The sequence below is a fragment of the Sphingobacterium sp. SGR-19 genome (assembly GCF_011043555.1).
GTDB lineage: Bacteria > Bacteroidota > Bacteroidia > Sphingobacteriales > Sphingobacteriaceae > Sphingobacterium.
In genome coordinates this window covers 54,959-72,514 of the sequence record NZ_JAAKGS010000010.1, presented here as the reverse complement: position 1 = coordinate 72,514, position 17,556 = coordinate 54,959, and the positions used below count along the sequence as shown (strand labels likewise).

The following is a 17,556-nucleotide window of genomic DNA, read 5'->3' as shown; positions in this document are numbered from 1 at the left end:
TTTCTTTTAATCTCATTTTAATTTCCGCTTGAAAAGTTTAATGGAATTCTAATTGGTGTTTCATGCGGTTGCTATGTGGCTGACTTACATTTGTATCCAAACAATACGAAGTCAATGATACAACGCGTGCTTATCCCAACAGATTTTACCGTCAACTCCCTGCGAATCGTTCTGGAGTATCTAGAAAGCAGTGATCATCAGCAAGTCGAGCTAGTACTTGCTTGTGGGTATAATCTAGGTGAATCCATTGGTATGCTATTGGGATTCACATTGGACGATCATCTCGCCGAAATGCAAAAGGAAGATTTTCTCAAAGGCTGTGAGATCATAAGGTCTCGATTTGAGGATAAAATAGTAGAGATGTATTCCGATTTGATGATTTCAAAAAATAAACGCTATGTACGCAATTACTTAAAGGGCCGTCAACTTACGCAGATTGTGTTACCTGACGCATTCGAATTTAAGTATCTAGGGAACTGTTTTGATATCGTCGAGCTGATGAATACGATGGAACCGGCTAATGTTCCAAAAATCGTAACGGTTAATATGGGGGAAGAAAAATTACAGGCACAGGATACGTTGGACAGCTTTTTCTTTCGAAAAGAATGGAGGTTTAACTATGAATAGAGATGTGTTAGTGAAATTAAACTACCTGTTGCTTGCCATATTGCTGATTGGCGCATCCTTAGTTATTAGACACGCTGAAAGCCCCGAACGTCTAATCGCGGGAGATTGGGTCGAAACCGATTGGCGACTGGAGAAAGACAACGCGAGTCCAGTTGAAGAATTACAGGTACAATCGGGGTTAAAGAAGGAGATTCTGCGGAATGTAGAAGATTTACATCTAGGCATTTGGAGATTTGAAAAGGATGGCAGTTTGAAATCCCCATCCTCTGCGAAAAGTGATTCTATAGAATGGTTTATCAAAGGTCGCGGCCACGTTTTAGAACTACGTAGAGACGGAAGAACGATCGAAAGTTTTCAAATTCAACAAATCAACGACCGCAAGTTAGTTTTGCATTTAAATTTTGATTTGCAAGTCAAAGGTATTATAGAAATTGTTTTGGAAAGAAAGGAATACTCAAACCAGTATGCTGAGAAAATATAGTAACCATAGAACACAATCCGACAACGTAAAATTGGGCGCGTTGACGGCCTTTTCAGCCGGGATGGTCAATGTCACGTCCGTGACCGTTTTTTTTGCTTTTACATCTAATATAACCGGATACTACGCCGTACTCGCACAAGAGGTTAGTAAAGGGAATTGGTATCAGGGAGCGGTCGTATTGCTATGGATAACCTTGTTTTTTCTAGGGAGTTTCCTTTCAAATCTGGTGATTATTCAAGGCAAGGGGCGGTGGAGTCAATATATATCGCATGCGATTCCTGTTATTCTGGAGCTGTTAAGTATTCTGTTTGTTGGGATTTATTTGGAATTTTTTTACCAAAACTCCTTAAAAGAAACAGAAATTCTTGTAGGAGCCTTACTATTCGCTATGGGATTGCAAAATGGCCTAACGGCGAGTATATCCAATTCGGTTGTGAAAACGACGCATCTTACAGGGCTCACGACTGACCTCGCTATTTTGGTCTCGATGTTCAGTAAACGTGAAAACAGACATAATCAAGGTTTGGTGAACAAATTCCACCTGCTTCTTTCTATTATGATGAGTTACGTGGCTGGGGGATTGTTTGGCGGCATTGGCTATCTGTACTTTCAAAACGGCGTCTTCTATCTAACATGTGTTATTTTAATGGTCATCGCATTTTATGATTTTTATAAAATAGGAAGGGTAAAGCGTCTATTCGAAAGAAGAAAAAGAGAGGTTCTTGTTCAAGATTCGTAAAAAGCGAGGTGTCTATCTTAACCGTTAATTCATATGTTCATGTTTCGGCTTCTTGGCGCCTATTATAGTCTTTGATGCAAACACAAGCATTTGGAGGATGATCGCGATGATGATGAGAATAGCTAGCTCCAAGTACGATAATATGTTGGAAAAATTAGTCATGCTAAGTACATCATCTAGTTGATTTTTTCCTTCCTCCACTTGTATCGAGGATAGTGTCTGTAATGTTTCTTCGGCTTGGCGCGCGGCCATTAGTGCTGCGGGAGAGTTACCGATTTTATTGTTTACGGATATCGCCTGACACAGCTGTTTAAAAGTCTCGAAATTCGCTTTTTCCGTTTCGGTAAGTATCGTCTTTTCATATAATTCATTTACCGCGGCAACGTCTGCGAGGTGTCGGTTTATGTGCGAATCCATACCCCTTTCCTTTTCCAAGACGGTGATGATGCCCTCCATTTGTTTTGATAATCGCAGGATGTACTGTGCGACAACCAATCGGTCTTCGTAAATAGAAGTAACTGCGGCGCTTATCCGCGTAGCGATCCGTTGTTCACGCATATTGGTTAACATGACTAGCCCAATCACACTGAACAACAATATAGCCGCCGTCATTTTCTGTTTAATCGCAAATGTCCACATAACCCTCAGTTTAGAGATTCCACCTCTTCGGTTTATAAAGTAAGCAATTTAAGGAATTATTTGCTGTTCCTTTGCTTTTTTACAAAAAATATTGAGCCGATGTACCCCGTTGATTCACCTGTAATCTTGAAGTTCGATAGACTACCGTCTCAACCTGTCAACGCAGTTAGATGCTGTTACGGCCAGACGGAGATTATTTTGTATATTTGCTATTACTTCCGTGCTCGCACGTCGATGAACCAAGGTAGCACCCCTACGCTTTAAACGAGACTTCGAGATTTATCAATGTTCAACATAATACAAAATGACAAAAAGCAATTTTTATATAATTAGTGGTGGCCCGGGCGTCGGGAAAACAACCCTTATCCATGCGCTTAGACAAACAGGCTTTCTAACCGTAGAAGAAGAAGCCAGAAGAATTATTAAAGAACAGGAGGCCATCGGCGGTGATGGTGTGCCGTGGAAGAGCAAAGCATTATATGCTCAATTGATGCTCGATGCATCTGTAAGAGCGTACGGGGAAATCAAAAGCACGAATTTTCAGGAACCCGTATATTTTGACCGCGGCATTTTGGATGCGGTTTGTTATATGCATATGGAAAACATACCCGTAACTAAGGAGACGGTCGATATAGTCTATAAATGCGTATACAATAGGGATGTCTTTATTCTTCCACCTTGGCAGGCGATTTACAAAACCGATAACGAACGAAAACAATCTTGGAAGGAAGCTTTATTTACCTTCGACAAAATGAAAGAGACTTATCGGGAATACGGTTACAATGTCATCGAGGTACCGAAAGTGTCCGTACTAGAGAGACAGCAATTTATCATAAACCAAACAAAGACCGGTTCGCATCGACCTTAATGCGAAAAATGCCGGTGAAACCAAAGAAATCAATACGCATTTGCAAACTTTTTAAATTCATCTATCAAAACTTTTTCTATCCATTCTATCTCATCCATAAATAGAGATTGTTTCCTTTTTCCGAAGTACAACGTATTTTCAATGGGTCGATTACCGCTTAGTTCTTAAATCGGGTTTTCGCCTCCGAGGTTTAAGTTTATATACTTATATTAGTAGGCAATAACAGATAAAAAACAAAAAAAGCAGCCTATGCGTTATACTCCGAACTCAGATAGATACCAGCAAATGGTCTATAACAAATGCGGTAATAGCGGTTTAAAACTTCCAGCAGTATCGCTAGGGCTATGGCACAATTTCGGTGACGACAAGCCTCACCATCTCAAGCAGCAGATTTGCCGGACGGCATTTGATCTCGGTGTTACCCACTTCGATCTTGCGAACAATTACGGCCCCCCACCGGGATCGGCAGAATTAGCATTCGGTAGGATATTAAAAGAGGATTTTGCCGGTCTACGGGATGAACTTGTCATTTCAACGAAGGCTGGCTATGATATGTGGCCAGGCCCCTATGGTGAATGGGGCAGTAAGAAATATCTCATAGCGAGTTGCGATCAGAGCCTCAAGCGAATGGGACTCGAATACGTCGATATATTCTATTCCCACCGCTTTGATCCTGATACGCCCTTGGAAGAAACCATGCAAGCACTCGATCAGATTGTTCGATCCGGAAAAGCACTATATGTAGGGCTTTCTTCCTACAATAGTCGGCGTACAAGAGAAGCTGTTGCTATACTTAATGAGCTTGGGACACCATGTCTTATACATCAACCAAGCTATTCCATGCTCAATCGTTGGATTGAAGAAGATGGTCTGATCGACACGTTGGACGAGTTGGGGGTAGGATCCATCGTGTTTTCGCCACTTGCCCAAGGAATGCTCACCACCAAGTATCTCACAGATGTACCACAAGATAGCCGCGCCAGTCAAGGCAAATCTTTAAACCCAAATTTTCTCAGCAAAGAAAATCTAGAAAAGATAAGTGCATTGCATCATATCGCTGAAGGGCGTGGTCAAACCCTTGCACAGATGGCGATCGCTTGGGTTCTGAAGAAAAAGCAAATTACATCCGCCCTTATTGGCGCAAGTCGACCAGAACAAGTTGTCGATTGCGTAGGTGCGTTAAATAATCTAGACTTTAACGAAGCCGAACTCATCGAGATAGATCGTTTTGCGACCGATAGTGGGTTGAATATTTGGGCAAGATCGGCAGAGCTGGACTAGGTAGCTAGCTCGTCTACTGGAACACTCCGCAGCGTACATACCTTAACGGATGTGCTTTAGAAGATCCCCAGTCAGTAAGTCGGCTTGCTCCACATTAAACCATAGGGAGTTGATATCCAGTTGTAATCCGGCGAGTTGATGGCCTATTACATAGAGGGGCGAAGGTCGTTTTCGGCTGGAAGTTTCCACACGTAGCGTATCCAAATCAGCTAAGATACCGCCGATAGGATGCTCCTCGATGTACCCTTTTTTAAGAAGATTAGGAAGTAGAGGTTGGTCAATCAGTTTCTGTACGGCTACGGTTGGTCCCGAGGCATTAATCACGAAGTCTGCTTCCTTTTCTATTCCGTCGGCGGTCTTTAGTAAGAACCGATCATTTTTCCAAGAAATGTCATCAGTATTGCCGATAACCGTGAGTTGGCCAGACCGTAAAACTTCGCCAATTTTTATGCCGTTTTCAATCGGTATGGCGTGTCTGTTGATGTCAAAGTGAGGCTTCATCCAACGCAAGAAAAGCTCCTTTTGGTCTACCGGAAGCAATCTCCATAGGGCATACGTTTCATCACGTAGTGAGTAAAGAATATTTTGTAACAAACATGATTCGCCAGTTGCCAGCCGAATATCCTGATCAAGTAACGCCAAAGGATCCTTTCCGGTACGTTCTTCTGCGGCCCAGTCAATAGGTTGAGCTAAGTAGCTCTCTGCTTCAGACCGAAACATGCGGATTAAATCCGTTAGGCGTAACGGCTTTCGTTTCTCGCGGATCGATTTACGCACGTTAGCCAGGGTGAACACTTTCCGCTCATATGATACTTGCACTGGCGGTTGTACCCGAGGCAGCAGGCCACTTAACGAGAAAAACGTGATTGGTCCCGTGTGTCCATTATCTATCAACGTAATCAGGGCATCGATGGCCGTCAGGCTACTGCCTACGATACTGACGCGCGCCTGCTTATTGGTTATGGTAGAAAGAATACGACTGGACGGCCAAGGTGAATCAAAAAAACGTGGATGCTTGTGTAATTTATGAAAAGTGCTTGACGCCGGATTTCCCGTCGCAAGAATCGCATAATCCACCGTGTATTTTTCGCCCTTTTCCGTTATTATAGCCAGCGTATTGTTTCTTTTTATCGTCGCATCGACGACCTCACTTCGGCAAAGGTGCACCACAATGCCATGTGCTCCGGCTATGGCACAATACTCCTCCAATATGGTTCGTACATACCGTCCAAAAAGCATGCGTGGTGGATAAGCATCAGGATGTATGCTCACCTGGGGAAAATCCCGAGCAATCATGTCCCGGTTTTGATGCATCCATTGGACGAAATGCAGCCTTTCATGGGGGAAAATCCCCATGAGCCCAGCCTTCGTGTTCAGAAGATGCCCTTCCTGACCCGTGCCGAACGCTAACCCTTCCCCGAAGGTGTCCCGTTTTTCGAATAGCCTGATCTCCAATGGCGAATCCTTGCCCTCCACGATATATTTTAAGATAATCTGTAAAAAGCACGCCGTTCCACTTGCACCAGACCCTACAATAGCAATCGTTTTTTTGCGTATATTGCTCATATCCCTTTTTAATCTTTCCCGTTTAAAATGCTGCTGTGCCAATCCTATATCGGCTTGTGCACGGTAAACTGAGCCATCATTCCTCCCCGGCGGTATTAGCCAACCAAATACGGTAACGCAAAAACGATAATTATCGTCACTAACACCGCAAACATATATGGATAGAAATATTCCCGACTCTTGGTTAGCAACTTGGAAACAAGGATTAACAGCGATACCGCGACAAAGATGAACACAAAAAAAGAGAAAATTTCCCCTATTCCGCCCATCACTTTAGCCAATATACTCCCCGGAAAGAAAATATGGATAAGATGGTAAAACAACAATAACGCCGAAACGATGATATTGCTCCAAATAAGGGGCATCATAATGTTCCGGTTTGAAAATCGCCTGGGCTGACCTGTTGATATTTCGTTATCTTTCATACTAATCACAGTTTAAAGTATAACACGTAAACCAATAGTGTTGTTTTGCACACAGGAGTACAATGCCACAGCCAAGGCAGACATAGTATTGTTTTTCAATAGCAGGAACTTAATTTTTAATCAGTGATATATCGTCTACATAGCAAAATGCGCCGGCGTTTCCTTCAGCCACGAACCCAATGTCAACACGTCCGTTTCTAACGGGTATCTTTTCGATTTTAATTGTAGTCCAAGTTTCATTCGACCTAGATATTGGTTTCTTCACGATATGACTATCACTTTCAGCATACATCTCCAAGCGGGGAAACCCATTACTGTTTTTAATTTTTGCCGTTAAGGTATAGTATCCGTCTTCCAATTCGATGTAGGGGCCGGATTCGACCGTTTGCATGATTTTGCGTTTAAAATTAACGACATCACTAATCTGGAGGCTTTTTTCGCCGATCACGGCTTGTCGATCCTGCCGTGTGTTAAAATAGTTTAGGCTGGGAGACGTGGAGTCGCTGACAGATAGCTTCGTACCCTCGACGATCGTTGTAGCCCATCCCAGCAGTTGTTCCTGTACGGGTTTGACCGGGCTCGGGATCCTGCGGCGGTCGGCCTCGAAGCTCCCATTTTTTATATAATTATTCCCCTTGCCCACCGTCCACTCGCCAGTGGTCGGATTCAGGTTCCATGCGCTGAGCGAATTGAAATACGGGGTGTCGCCATCGAACGACAGGGGACACCATTGGTTGTAACCGAGGCCATTGCCGGCAAAATTAGCCCATCGGTCACCGCAATAAATCACGGTCTCCTGCTTGCTCCCTTTGACTTTGACAAAAAAACCGGTCTGGGTCACATGTGCGTAGTCCGCTTCTGATCCGCGTAAGACCAACATCTCATTAGTAGGCGTATAAGGGCCCCTAATATCGTCGGCCACGAGATAATAGGCATAGGAGGAATCCCAGCCGTAAAGATTGGACGCGAACAGATAATATTTACCATTATACTTAAACATACAGTTTCCTTCACGACCGGCGCCTTTGTAAACTTGCGTGCAGTCTAACAAGCCAACTTTTCCGTCTTTCACACCTATTTCCGAAATATAAATCTTATGACGCCCCTTTCCATAGGAATAAACCAGATAAGAGGTGCCGGTATCTTCATCCGTAAACACCGTTTGATCCCCCGTATTGGATGTTCCGATCATATCTTCCATATTGATACGTTGGTGCCATGTAAAGGGACCGTTAGGGCTGTCTGCAACTGTTACCAATACCTCGGTATTGTGCTGAATAAATAGCGTATATTTGTTGATTTCTGGGATGTAGGCTACACCTAAACGCCCCGCCCACCGGGTATGCTGATGGTTGTCCATTTCATCTCGCGTAAGGACGTCTCCTTTTGATTCCCAGTTTTTCAGGTCGGTAGAAGTGTAACAGGTTACAGAAACAAAATTGTCGCGTGGCGGGGTAACCGATGGGTCATTACGATATAATGCTGATTCTCTGTATTGCGCACCATACCAGTAATATTTCTCGATCCCGCTTTCAGGATCTTTAAACCTAAATATACCGCCGCCCTGACTGTAGATAGGATGTTCATCTTTCGTATCCCAAAATACATCGTTTGTAATAGGTAGGAATCCTTTGGAAGCAGTGTCGGTCTGGCTTTTAACAGTTTTGAGTATAAGTAATAACAAGACCGAGATAAATAATGTTTTGATCAATGTGCGCATGCAATTAGATTTACTGAAGGTTTACCGATGCCTAAAATAGCACATTGAATTTCAGCGGGCAACATGCGCCATCCTGTATCTTTTTGGAGAGATCTATCCCAGGCCGCACATAAAGTCATATTTCGGAAAATGGATGATCTCTCCATTCCTTCTCCAGATTAAGGTGAGATGAATTGAATTATTTGCGTTATGAATTTCCGTTTTTACTTTTTATTTTCGATGATTGTATTCCTGATAGTATGAACCATAACGCGATCAAAGAAGTAACGCCTTTACGGGAAACAGAATGTTTTACCGTATTCCATAGAGAAAAGGAAAAGTTTGATTTTCCCTATCATTACCATGAGGAATATGAATTAAACATGATCCTGCACGCCAAGGGAGCGCGGCGCATAGTGGGGGACAGGATGGAAGAAATTGATGATTTTGAACTGGTGCTTACCGGTCCCAACCTTCCCCACGGCTGGTTTAACCATCGTTGTGCTGCAAAGAAAATTGTAGAAGTCACTGTACAATGGAACCAAGATCTTTTTAGTGAACATTTTCTGAATAAAAACCAATTGAATTTCATCAAGCGAATGTTTGAAACTAGCCGCTTTGGCATTAAGTTTTCGAAGGATACAGTCGAAAAAGTTGCTCCTGAAATCCTCACACTCCATAAAACGATAGGTTTCGACTCCGTTATTAAGTTTATGCTGATTTTACGGGAGTTGTCAGTCAGCAACGATACCAAGACACTGGTAGAAGGAGATATGTTGCTGGACAAAAGCCTAAATTATCGGAGCAGAAGACTTGACGCAGCTTTTGCGTTTATGAACAAGAATTATAGCACTTTACTCACACTCAAGGAAGTCGCTGATCAGGTGAATATGTCTGAAGTTTCATTTTCCCGATTTATTAAGAAAAGGACGGGGAAAACCTTTATTGATAACCTCAACGAAATCAGGCTAGGGCATGCTACACGCATGTTGATAGAAACCAGCAATACGGTAGCTGAAATATGTTACTTATGTGGTTTTAATAACATATCCAATTTTAACAGAGCTTTTAAACGAAAAAAAAATTGTACCCCCTCCGAATACCGCGTAAACTTTAGCGGTAGCCGTATTTTTATATAAACAGTTAAAATAATATATATCTTTTTGTGGGCTACATGAATTTAAAATAGCCTTTTTACTATTTTTAGTATAATAATTGGCTAAAATAGTATTGCTTTCAATAGCTTGCTTTGGAATATCTTTGTCTAAAGCTTGGGGCTAACCAATTTGGAATCCGGCTTACCGATCGAGACGGATTACAAGTAGCCTAAATAAGTAATGTATAAATCTAAATGTTAATACAATGAGAAAAAGTTTACTAAGAACCTGCGCTATTTTTTGGAGTGTGCTTTTTGCGGTCCAGCTCGCGTTCGCCCAAAACCGTATGGTGTCTGGTGTAGTAAGAGACAACGAAGGGCACCCACTCCCGGGCGTCACGGTCAAATCAGGAGCTTACACTGCCACCACAAATGACGAGGGTACTTATGAAATCACTGTTTCTGACCAGGGAAATGTATTGTCTTTCAGTTCTTTAGGGTTGCAATCACAACAGATTTCCGTCAATAATCGGTCTACCATAGATGCGGTGCTCCTGAGTACATCGCTAGATCTAGACGATGTCGTCGTAGTGGGGTATGGAGGCGTGAAAAAGAGTGACTTAACCGGCGCTGTTGCGACATTAAAAGGGAGCGATTTAAACAAGACGCCCGCTTCGTCAGTGGACCAGTTGCTGCAAGGTAAGATTCCTGGTGTACAGGTAGCCATATCAAGTGGACAACCTGGTGCTGGAGCGACAGTTCGAATCCGAGGAAACAGTTCCTTAAGTGGTTCAAATGCGCCTTTAGTAGTTGTCGATGGCTTTCCTTGGGGGGACGCGGGAGATCTAAAGCAAATCAATCCGGAGGATATTGAATCGATTGAGGTGTTGAAAGATGCGTCATCGGCAGCAATTTACGGTTCACGAGGTGCCAATGGTGTCATCATGGTGACAACGAAGAAAGCACGTGCGGGTACGCCGCGGATATCGTTGAACACCTTAAATACGGTGTCTACGCTATCCGTAAAGCCGGATCTTTGGCGTGATGGTATCGAAGAAGCTGTTTATGCCAATGAGGCGGCACTTAATGGTGGCACCCCACTTAGCCAGTTGCCGTATCTTGGAGAAGTGCGGAGTGGTGTGTATTTTCCGTCCATCGCCGAACTCCGTGGCCTCGATCCCAATAAGCCACAATGGGCCACAAATACCGACTGGGTAGATCTGGTATACCGCAATCCTTTTTCACAAAACTATACGCTGGGTATAGATGGCGGTGCAGAGAATACCAAATATTCGATGTCGGGTAATTATTATAAAGAAGAAGGGCTCGCCATAAAAAACGCGTACGACAAATATACAGGACGGCTGAACCTAGATCAGAAATTGACGAATGCAATCTCTGCTGGAACAAATATTATATTAACCTATACAAATAATACAGGTCAGAACTTGAGCGCCGGCCGTTCAAGAATATTTCCGGTATATGACGAAAATGGAAATTACTTCCGTACATCGGCTATGGATTTCGGTAACCCTATCGCCATAGCAAATGAGGTACTCAATAAGTCGAAGACGATAGATGTGCTAGGAACTGTATTCGTTTCCGCAAAGCTCACCGATTGGTTGCAGTTCAGAACGCAGCTTAGCACGAAATATGGGAATTCGATCGGTGATGTGTATGAGCCAGCAAATGTTACATTTCGAGGGTACGAGAATACCGGGTATGGCGCAATTAACAACTATAATAACAATGAATTGGTCAACGAGAATTATTTGACTATAGATAAGACATTCAACGATGCCCATCGTTTGAATGTTGTGGGTGGGTTCTCGCTCCAAAATTCACGGACGCGCACGAGCAATCTGATGGGGATGAACTTCGTGAACGACAACTTGCAGAACGAAAATCTAAACAGCGCGAAAACGAAGGTACTCAATAATGGCCTGTCGGCGTCTACCTTACATTCCTGGTTCGGTAGGGCGAATTATGCTTTGTTGGATAAGTATTTATTTACGGTTACGGGGCGTGCAGATGGATCGACAAAATTCGGTGAAAATAACAAATGGGCTTTCTTTCCCTCGGCTGCCGTGGCGTGGAAATTAAATGAGGAATCCTTTATCAAAGATCTGAACGCATTCTCCGAACTGAAATTACGTGCCAGCTATGGTCTGACGGGTAATCAAGGTATTTCACCTTATCAAACCTTGGATAGATTTGGCTCGGAACGCTATTACGTTGGCGCACAGAATGGTTTTATGACAGGCTTTGGCCCGGGATTGGCAGGAGCAAACAATGAGCAGGGGTTAACCATTGTCGGCGGTTTAGGAAACAAAAGCTTGCGATGGGAGACGACGACTTCTTACGATTTGGGGTTAGACATTGGTTTTATGAACCAACGCTTTACGTTAACCCTAGATTATTATGATAAGCATACAAAAGATTTATTACGCACACGTACCATCTCGCCTTCATCAGGTTTTGACCAACAATGGGTCAATGATGGAGAAATCAGTAACCGTGGCTTTGAGTTGGGATTTAATGCAGGTATTATTCAACGGGAGGAATTAAGCTGGTCTATAGGCGGTAACTTCGCATTGAATAGAAATAAAGTAGTCGCCATGGGCGAAAGCGACCGTGTTGTGACCGGATCGTTGATCGAAATGGTACGTCAAAATGTGAATCACTTTATTATCGGACAGCCGATGTATGCCTTTTACGGTTATCGCTCCGACGGTATTATCCAATCGTTAGAAGAGGGGATAGAAGCCGGACTTACAGGAGCAGAAGCGATCCCGGGTGAGATCAAGTATGTTGATATTGCTGGTGCGGATGGTAACCCCGACGGTACGATCGATCCGACATATGATCGCGTCGTTATAGGCGATCCGACCCCGAATTTTATCTATAGTTTTAATACCTCAGTTTCCTATAAGCGTTTCGACCTAAATGCGCAGTTTTATGGCGTGTATGGTAATGATGTGTTTGATTTGCAGAAGATGACGCCTAGTAGGCAAGTGCAACGCTGGACGCCGGATAATCCAAGCAATCTCTATCCACGTGCAAATAACACAAGAGGGTATAAAGCATCTGATTTCTTTGTAGAAGATGGATCATTCCTACGTCTTCAGAATGTAACACTGGGTTATAACCTTAGACCCGGCATCATTAAAGGGATTAGCAATATCCGGTTGTATGCATCGGGAAATAATTTGTTGACGATTACGAAATTCAATAAAGGATTTGATCCGGAGGTAGGTTTAGACGGGATAAATTGGGGTAATTACCCACGCCCCCGAGCCTACTCTTTTGGCGTATCAGTAGGCTTTTAACCTAAATTTCAATAAGACATGAAAATGAATAAAATTATAGCTGGCATTTGCCTAGCGGGCATAGCAAGTAGCACTTTTCTGTCGTGCTCGAAATTGACAGAAGAACCCTATGGTATCGTGAATTCGAATTCATTCTATAAAACCGCAGATGATGCCTTATCAGGTCTGATATATGCCTATGCGATATTGCCCGAAGTAGGATATTACTCGCGAGGTTATTACATCATTACAGAGCTGCCGACGGAAAACCTCACGGCAAAATCAGACGCTGGGCAGGCAAACTTCGAACTAGAGCAGTTGCGCACCACGTCGACGAATTCCGACCTTGATAACCTCTGGACCTATATGTACCGGGGAATTGCAAGAGCCAATGCCGTCATTACAAATGTACCGAACGTTCCGAATATGCCGGATGCAGATCGCAATCAAATTATCGGTGAGGGGTATTTCCTGCGTGCGTTGCATAATTTTAACCTGGTTCGTTTATTTGGTGAAGTGCCTCTTCGTTTGGAGCCTTTGGTCGAAGCAGAACAGATACCGGTGGCAAAGTCCAGCATTTCCGATGTCTACGATGTCATTATTGCCGATTTGAAAAGGGGCGAAGAACTGATGTCTGCGGCGAAAAATTTTGAAGGTCGCGCAAATCGAGTTGCAGCACAGGCCTTATTGTCAAAAGTGTATTTGCATTTGGCCTCCGCTAAGGCTTCGGGCTCGGTTGGTTATGATTTCGTTGCCAATAGTGATGAGATGTATAATGAGGCACTGCGTTATGCAGGTAAAGTAATTAACGATCAACAGGTGTTTAATTTTACCGATGTCCTCCCGGATATATGGAATACGGAAGTGTATAAAAATGCGGCGGTTTCGGAGCATATCTTCGACGCAGCAGTAGACCGTTCCGGTGAACGGGAAGGTAACTATTCCAAATTACCCAATATGTTTCTGCCAGATCCGGGCTTTGTCATGACGATTCCGTATAACCCAAGTGATCCGAATACGGAGACGATCAATATAGGCCGAGGATGGAATCACTTCCAGATGGAGGCGCATCATTATAACAGTTATAATGCGAGTGATAAACGAAAAACAGACCTGATTGTTTCGGAAGTAATTAACCCCGACGGCAACGTTATCCAGTTTGGAATAAACGATTTTTCACGTCCGTTTACCCGAAAGTTTATAGATCCTTTACGGGATGCAGACAAGATGAGTACTAACTCGCCGGTAATTCGTTATTCGGATATCTTACTGGTGTATGCCGAATCTGCTGGCCCCACTACCGAAGCCTATGCTGCCGTGAATAAGATCCGCAACCGTGCGGGCTTAGGGCCATTGACTCCGAATCTTTCGCCCGCTGCATTTAGAGAGGCCATTGTTGAGGAGCGCGCATTTGAATTGGCTTTTGAAGGAAATAGGCTATTCGACCTTCGTCGTACGAATAGTATGGAGAAGGTACTGGTGGAGAAGTATGGGAAAAGCATCACATCCGGCGCTTATTTCTTTCCTATCCCACAACGTGAAATTGACTCAAATCCTTTAATACAACCTTAAGTATGTTAACCATGAAATCGAAAACAATAAAAATAAAAGCAACACTGACAGTTCTAGTATTGCTTGGGCTTTTTATGGGATGTCAGAAAGATCCTTATGATGGTGTTAAAAGCAACGAAAAGTCTATCGAGAACTTTACAATGGGCGAGGGGTTCACCCAGATTGGAGCAGCGGTGGTAGACCGCACAGCGGGAAAGGTGAAGGTAAAGGTATTGGTGGAAGAGCATACAGATTTTTCTAACGTGCGTCCGATTATCCAGCAATCATACCGAGCTTCGGTTTCTCCGAATTCGGGAGAACAGGTTAATTTTTTGACAAACGACTATAAGTTTAAATATCAAGTAACCGCAGAAACGGGAGAAACGAGGGAATGGGAGATCGAAGTGGAGCCATTTGAGGAAACCATCACCGGAACATACGATATCACAGATTTAGTCGTATATGGCGGAACGGGTCCTGAATATGGAGGTGGTGCCGTACTGTCATTAACGAGCAAGCCTTGGATTTGGTCGGCTACGAATGGCCCTCAAGTAGAGCTGGATAATAAGTTAACCTTTACCCTGACCGGTGTAACGCCTACTGGTAGAACAACAGGGGATTTTATAAATGATGCTGGAGCTGATGGTCATTATGCGGATTTTACCTATATCCTTGATCCGCGGACCGACGTGAATCACTTTTATCGGAAATTGCCGAAAGGTGAAGGAACATGGGAACGGGATTACACAACGGATGTACTTACATTGATCTTCGCGGATGGAACACGTGTGAACTGCTCTTTCTTAGGTGCTACGACGGAGAATTTAGGTAATAATTTGACCAAGACGATACAGCATAATGCTTTTGCTTTCGCCTTAAATGGGACAGATGATTGGGACGCCATTTACTCGGATTACGACAAATTTGTTAAAAAGCCGAGAAGATATTGGATTGAAGTAAAAAAACAAAACTAAATAGCAGGTTATGAACAAGAGTACGATTTTAAGTTTTGCCTTTCTGCTGATGGTTACCATAGGGTGCGGAAAATCGAAAGACGATATCATCGATGATGACAAGGGCAACGATGAGGCAGTGTCATTGAGCTTATTTGATAAAAGTGCTACGTCAGAGACGAAAGCGCTTTATTCGCAGCTCTGGCGAATACAGAGCAAAGGTTTTATGTTTGGGCACCATGATGCGTTGATTTATGGTCGCGAATGGATGAACGAACCGGGTCGGTCAGACGTATACGAAATAGTGGAAGACTATCCGGCTGTATTCAGCGTGGACTTTGCTGAAGTGATGGATGACCGCAGAGCGACATCTACGTTGAATGCCGCACGGAAAAGGACAATTTTGGAAGCACGCAAGCGTGGCGAGGTGATTACGGCAGTATGCCACCTGAATAATCCCCTTACAGGAGGGGATTCGTGGGACAACTCATCCGACGATGTGGCCAAACAGATTCTACAGGAAGGTAGCGCCACAAACGTGAAATTTAAGCAATGGCTGGATAACTTAGCCGAATTTGCCTTGTCGCTTAAAGATGAGCAGGGAAAACTGATTCCAATTATTTACAGACCTTTTCACGAACACACGCAGCAATGGTCTTGGTGGGGAAGCAAGTGTACAACAAATGATGAATTTATTCAACTATGGAAATTCACCTTAAACTATCTAAAGGAGGTGAAAGGGGTGCACAACTTCATTTATGCGATTTCCCCGCAACGGGATAACGTAGGTGGCCGGGCGGAGCTGTTATTCCGCTGGCCGGGAGACGACTTTGTGGATTTTATTGGAATGGATTGCTATCATGGCACCAACACACAGGCTTTTCAATCTAATCTTAGGGCACTACAGGATTTGTCAAAAGAAAAGCTCAAACCCTGTGGTGTAACAGAAGTAGGAATTGAAGGTATACGAAATGGAGGCGCTCCGCACACAGAATATTGGACAAAGGAAATACTGACGCCGTTGATTGGTAAACAGGTGAGCATGGTGGTGATGTGGCGGAATGCGTACGACCCCTTGAAGGAAGGTTTCCACTTTTATGGACCGTGGAAAGGGCATAGTTCGACGGAAGATTTCAAGGTGCTTTATCGAAGCTCGGTGAGTTTATTCTCCAAAGATTTGCCCAATATGTATGTGTTAGCGGATAATGTGACGGTTAATTAACGAATTTTTAAACTAAAATATATGCATGGTGAAAGGAAAACCATATTATCAAGGATTGGTCGCAGCGGCCTTAATAAGTCTTTCGGCTTGTGGTGGCGGTAATGGATCGACCGCAAAACAAGGTGATTCGACAATAATGCAAACGGTGGATTCCAACTCGGTTACGATCGAGGTAGAGAAAACCCGTATACTGAAATTACTATCCGACATTAAATCAAACTATGTGCTCGGTGGTATCCACAATCGGGAACCAAACAGTAATCCCGCGCAATGGACCGATGCCGTACAGAAGGTGGTGGGTGATTACCCTGCGTTGTGGAGCGGAGATTTCTTATTCCAGAAGGAGAACATTGAACACCGCGAAACCATGATTAACGAAGCAATCAAACAGTTTAAAAACGGTGCAATAGTCAATATCATGTGGCACGCCTGTAATCCTGCAAACGGGCAACCCTGCGCCTGGGATGACGGAAAAGGGGTGTTGAGCACATTGACGGATACACAGTGGGAAGAGCTTTTTAACGAAGGAACAACCATCCATACGCAATTCATTACAATGATGGAGGAAGTAGCGGTCCATCTTCAGCGATTGAAAGATAATAAAGTGGTCGTCCTGTTCAGACCATTTCACGAAATGAACCAGGGTAAATTCTGGTGGGGCGGCCGACAGGGTGAAGAGGGTACTGTTAAACTTTACCGCTGGGTACATGATTACATGGTAAAAGAGAAGGGACTGGACAACTTATTATGGGTGTGGAATATTCAGGATTTTCCATCCTTGGACAAGGACGCGGATCTATACAATCCGGGGGATCAATACTGGGATATCGTCTCCCTGGATGTATACGATGATGGCTCTGGATTTTCGAACGAAAAATATGAGACCATCAAACGGGTTGCCAACGGAAAACCGATGGGCATAGGCGAATGTCAAAAACTACCCTCCGTGGCTGTATTGCAGGAGCAAAAGGATTGGATTTTCTTTATGGGCTGGTCTGAGCTCGTATTTGAGCACAATAGCATCGAAACCATCAAAGACGTGTATGGTTCTGATCGGGTACTGCTATTGAAAGAACTTAATAGTACAATATTTAAATAGTG

The 17,556-nt window shown here is 43.6% G+C and carries 15 protein-coding genes; 11 read left to right on the top strand and 4 right to left on the bottom strand.

Features of this window, described 5'->3' with window-relative positions:
* Positions 1–114: 114 nt before the first annotated feature.
* From G5B43_RS16750 to G5B43_RS16740, 3 genes are read left to right on the top strand one after another with little or no spacing between them, the layout of a single operon-like run.
* A complete protein-coding gene (locus tag G5B43_RS16750; protein ID WP_165295953.1) occupies positions 115–627 on the top strand; it encodes a hypothetical protein in 513 nt (170 codons plus the stop codon).
* Complete coding sequence (locus G5B43_RS16745) at positions 620–1,108, top strand: hypothetical protein (protein ID WP_165295952.1); 489 nt, start codon at positions 620–622, stop codon at positions 1,106–1,108. The genes G5B43_RS16750 and G5B43_RS16745 overlap by 8 nt, the downstream gene beginning before the upstream one ends.
* The gene (locus G5B43_RS16740; protein ID WP_165295951.1) at positions 1,092–1,847 is read left to right on the top strand and encodes a YoaK family protein; all 756 of its coding nucleotides are present in this window, start codon (positions 1,092–1,094) and stop codon (positions 1,845–1,847) included. The genes G5B43_RS16745 and G5B43_RS16740 overlap by 17 nt, the downstream gene beginning before the upstream one ends.
* Positions 1,848–1,871: 24 nt before the next feature.
* On the opposite strand, the gene G5B43_RS16735 is transcribed toward G5B43_RS16740, so the two are convergent.
* Positions 1,872–2,486, bottom strand: coding sequence for an MCP four helix bundle domain-containing protein (locus G5B43_RS16735; RefSeq protein WP_165295950.1), 615 nt, complete (start codon positions 2,484–2,486; stop codon positions 1,872–1,874).
* Positions 2,487–2,790: 304 nt separating this feature from the next.
* On the opposite strand from G5B43_RS16735, the gene G5B43_RS16730 reads away from it, so the two are divergent.
* Positions 2,791–3,354: an AAA family ATPase gene (locus G5B43_RS16730; RefSeq protein WP_165295949.1), complete on the top strand. Its 564-nt coding sequence runs from the start codon at positions 2,791–2,793 to the stop codon at positions 3,352–3,354.
* 249 nt (positions 3,355–3,603) lie between these two features.
* On the top strand, positions 3,604–4,635 hold the full coding sequence (gene mgrA / locus G5B43_RS16725) for an L-glyceraldehyde 3-phosphate reductase (RefSeq protein WP_165295948.1): 1,032 nt from the start codon (positions 3,604–3,606) through the stop codon (positions 4,633–4,635).
* 42 nt (positions 4,636–4,677) lie between these two features.
* Here the strand turns inward: mgrA and G5B43_RS16720 are convergent, their stop codons facing one another.
* The 3 genes from G5B43_RS16720 to G5B43_RS16710 form a co-directional block, all read right to left on the bottom strand.
* Positions 4,678–6,201 (bottom strand): FAD/NAD(P)-binding protein, encoded by a 1,524-nt coding sequence (locus tag G5B43_RS16720; RefSeq protein ID WP_165295947.1) that lies wholly within the window; start codon positions 6,199–6,201, stop codon positions 4,678–4,680.
* A 95-nt stretch (positions 6,202–6,296) separates the two neighbouring features.
* Complete coding sequence (locus G5B43_RS16715; protein ID WP_165295946.1) at positions 6,297–6,569, bottom strand: hypothetical protein; 273 nt, start codon at positions 6,567–6,569, stop codon at positions 6,297–6,299.
* A 166-nt stretch (positions 6,570–6,735) separates the two neighbouring features.
* Positions 6,736–8,346, bottom strand: coding sequence for a family 43 glycosylhydrolase (locus G5B43_RS16710; RefSeq protein ID WP_165295945.1), 1,611 nt, complete (start codon positions 8,344–8,346; stop codon positions 6,736–6,738).
* 239 nt (positions 8,347–8,585) lie between these two features.
* Between G5B43_RS16710 and G5B43_RS16705 the strand changes: the two genes are divergently transcribed.
* The 6 genes from G5B43_RS16705 to G5B43_RS16680 all read left to right on the top strand — a co-directional run bounded on the left by G5B43_RS16705 (position 8,586) and on the right by G5B43_RS16680 (position 17,554).
* Positions 8,586–9,464: an AraC family transcriptional regulator gene (locus tag G5B43_RS16705; protein ID WP_165295944.1), complete on the top strand. Its 879-nt coding sequence runs from the start codon at positions 8,586–8,588 to the stop codon at positions 9,462–9,464.
* Positions 9,465–9,687: 223 nt separating this feature from the next.
* Positions 9,688–12,750, top strand: coding sequence for a SusC/RagA family TonB-linked outer membrane protein (locus G5B43_RS16700; protein WP_165295943.1), 3,063 nt, complete (start codon positions 9,688–9,690; stop codon positions 12,748–12,750).
* Positions 12,751–12,768: 18 nt separating this feature from the next.
* Positions 12,769–14,301, top strand: coding sequence for a RagB/SusD family nutrient uptake outer membrane protein (locus G5B43_RS16695; protein ID WP_165295942.1), 1,533 nt, complete (start codon positions 12,769–12,771; stop codon positions 14,299–14,301).
* Between the two features lie 11 nt (positions 14,302–14,312).
* Positions 14,313–15,254, top strand: a complete 942-nt coding sequence (locus G5B43_RS16690) for a hypothetical protein (protein WP_165295941.1) — start codon at positions 14,313–14,315, stop codon at positions 15,252–15,254.
* 10 nt (positions 15,255–15,264) lie between these two features.
* On the top strand, positions 15,265–16,455 hold the full coding sequence (locus tag G5B43_RS16685) for a glycoside hydrolase family 26 protein (protein WP_206367403.1): 1,191 nt from the start codon (positions 15,265–15,267) through the stop codon (positions 16,453–16,455).
* A gap of 25 nt (positions 16,456–16,480) precedes the next feature.
* Positions 16,481–17,554, top strand: coding sequence for a glycoside hydrolase family 26 protein (locus G5B43_RS16680; protein ID WP_206367402.1), 1,074 nt, complete (start codon positions 16,481–16,483; stop codon positions 17,552–17,554).
* The last annotated feature ends 2 nt before the right edge of the window (positions 17,555–17,556 follow it).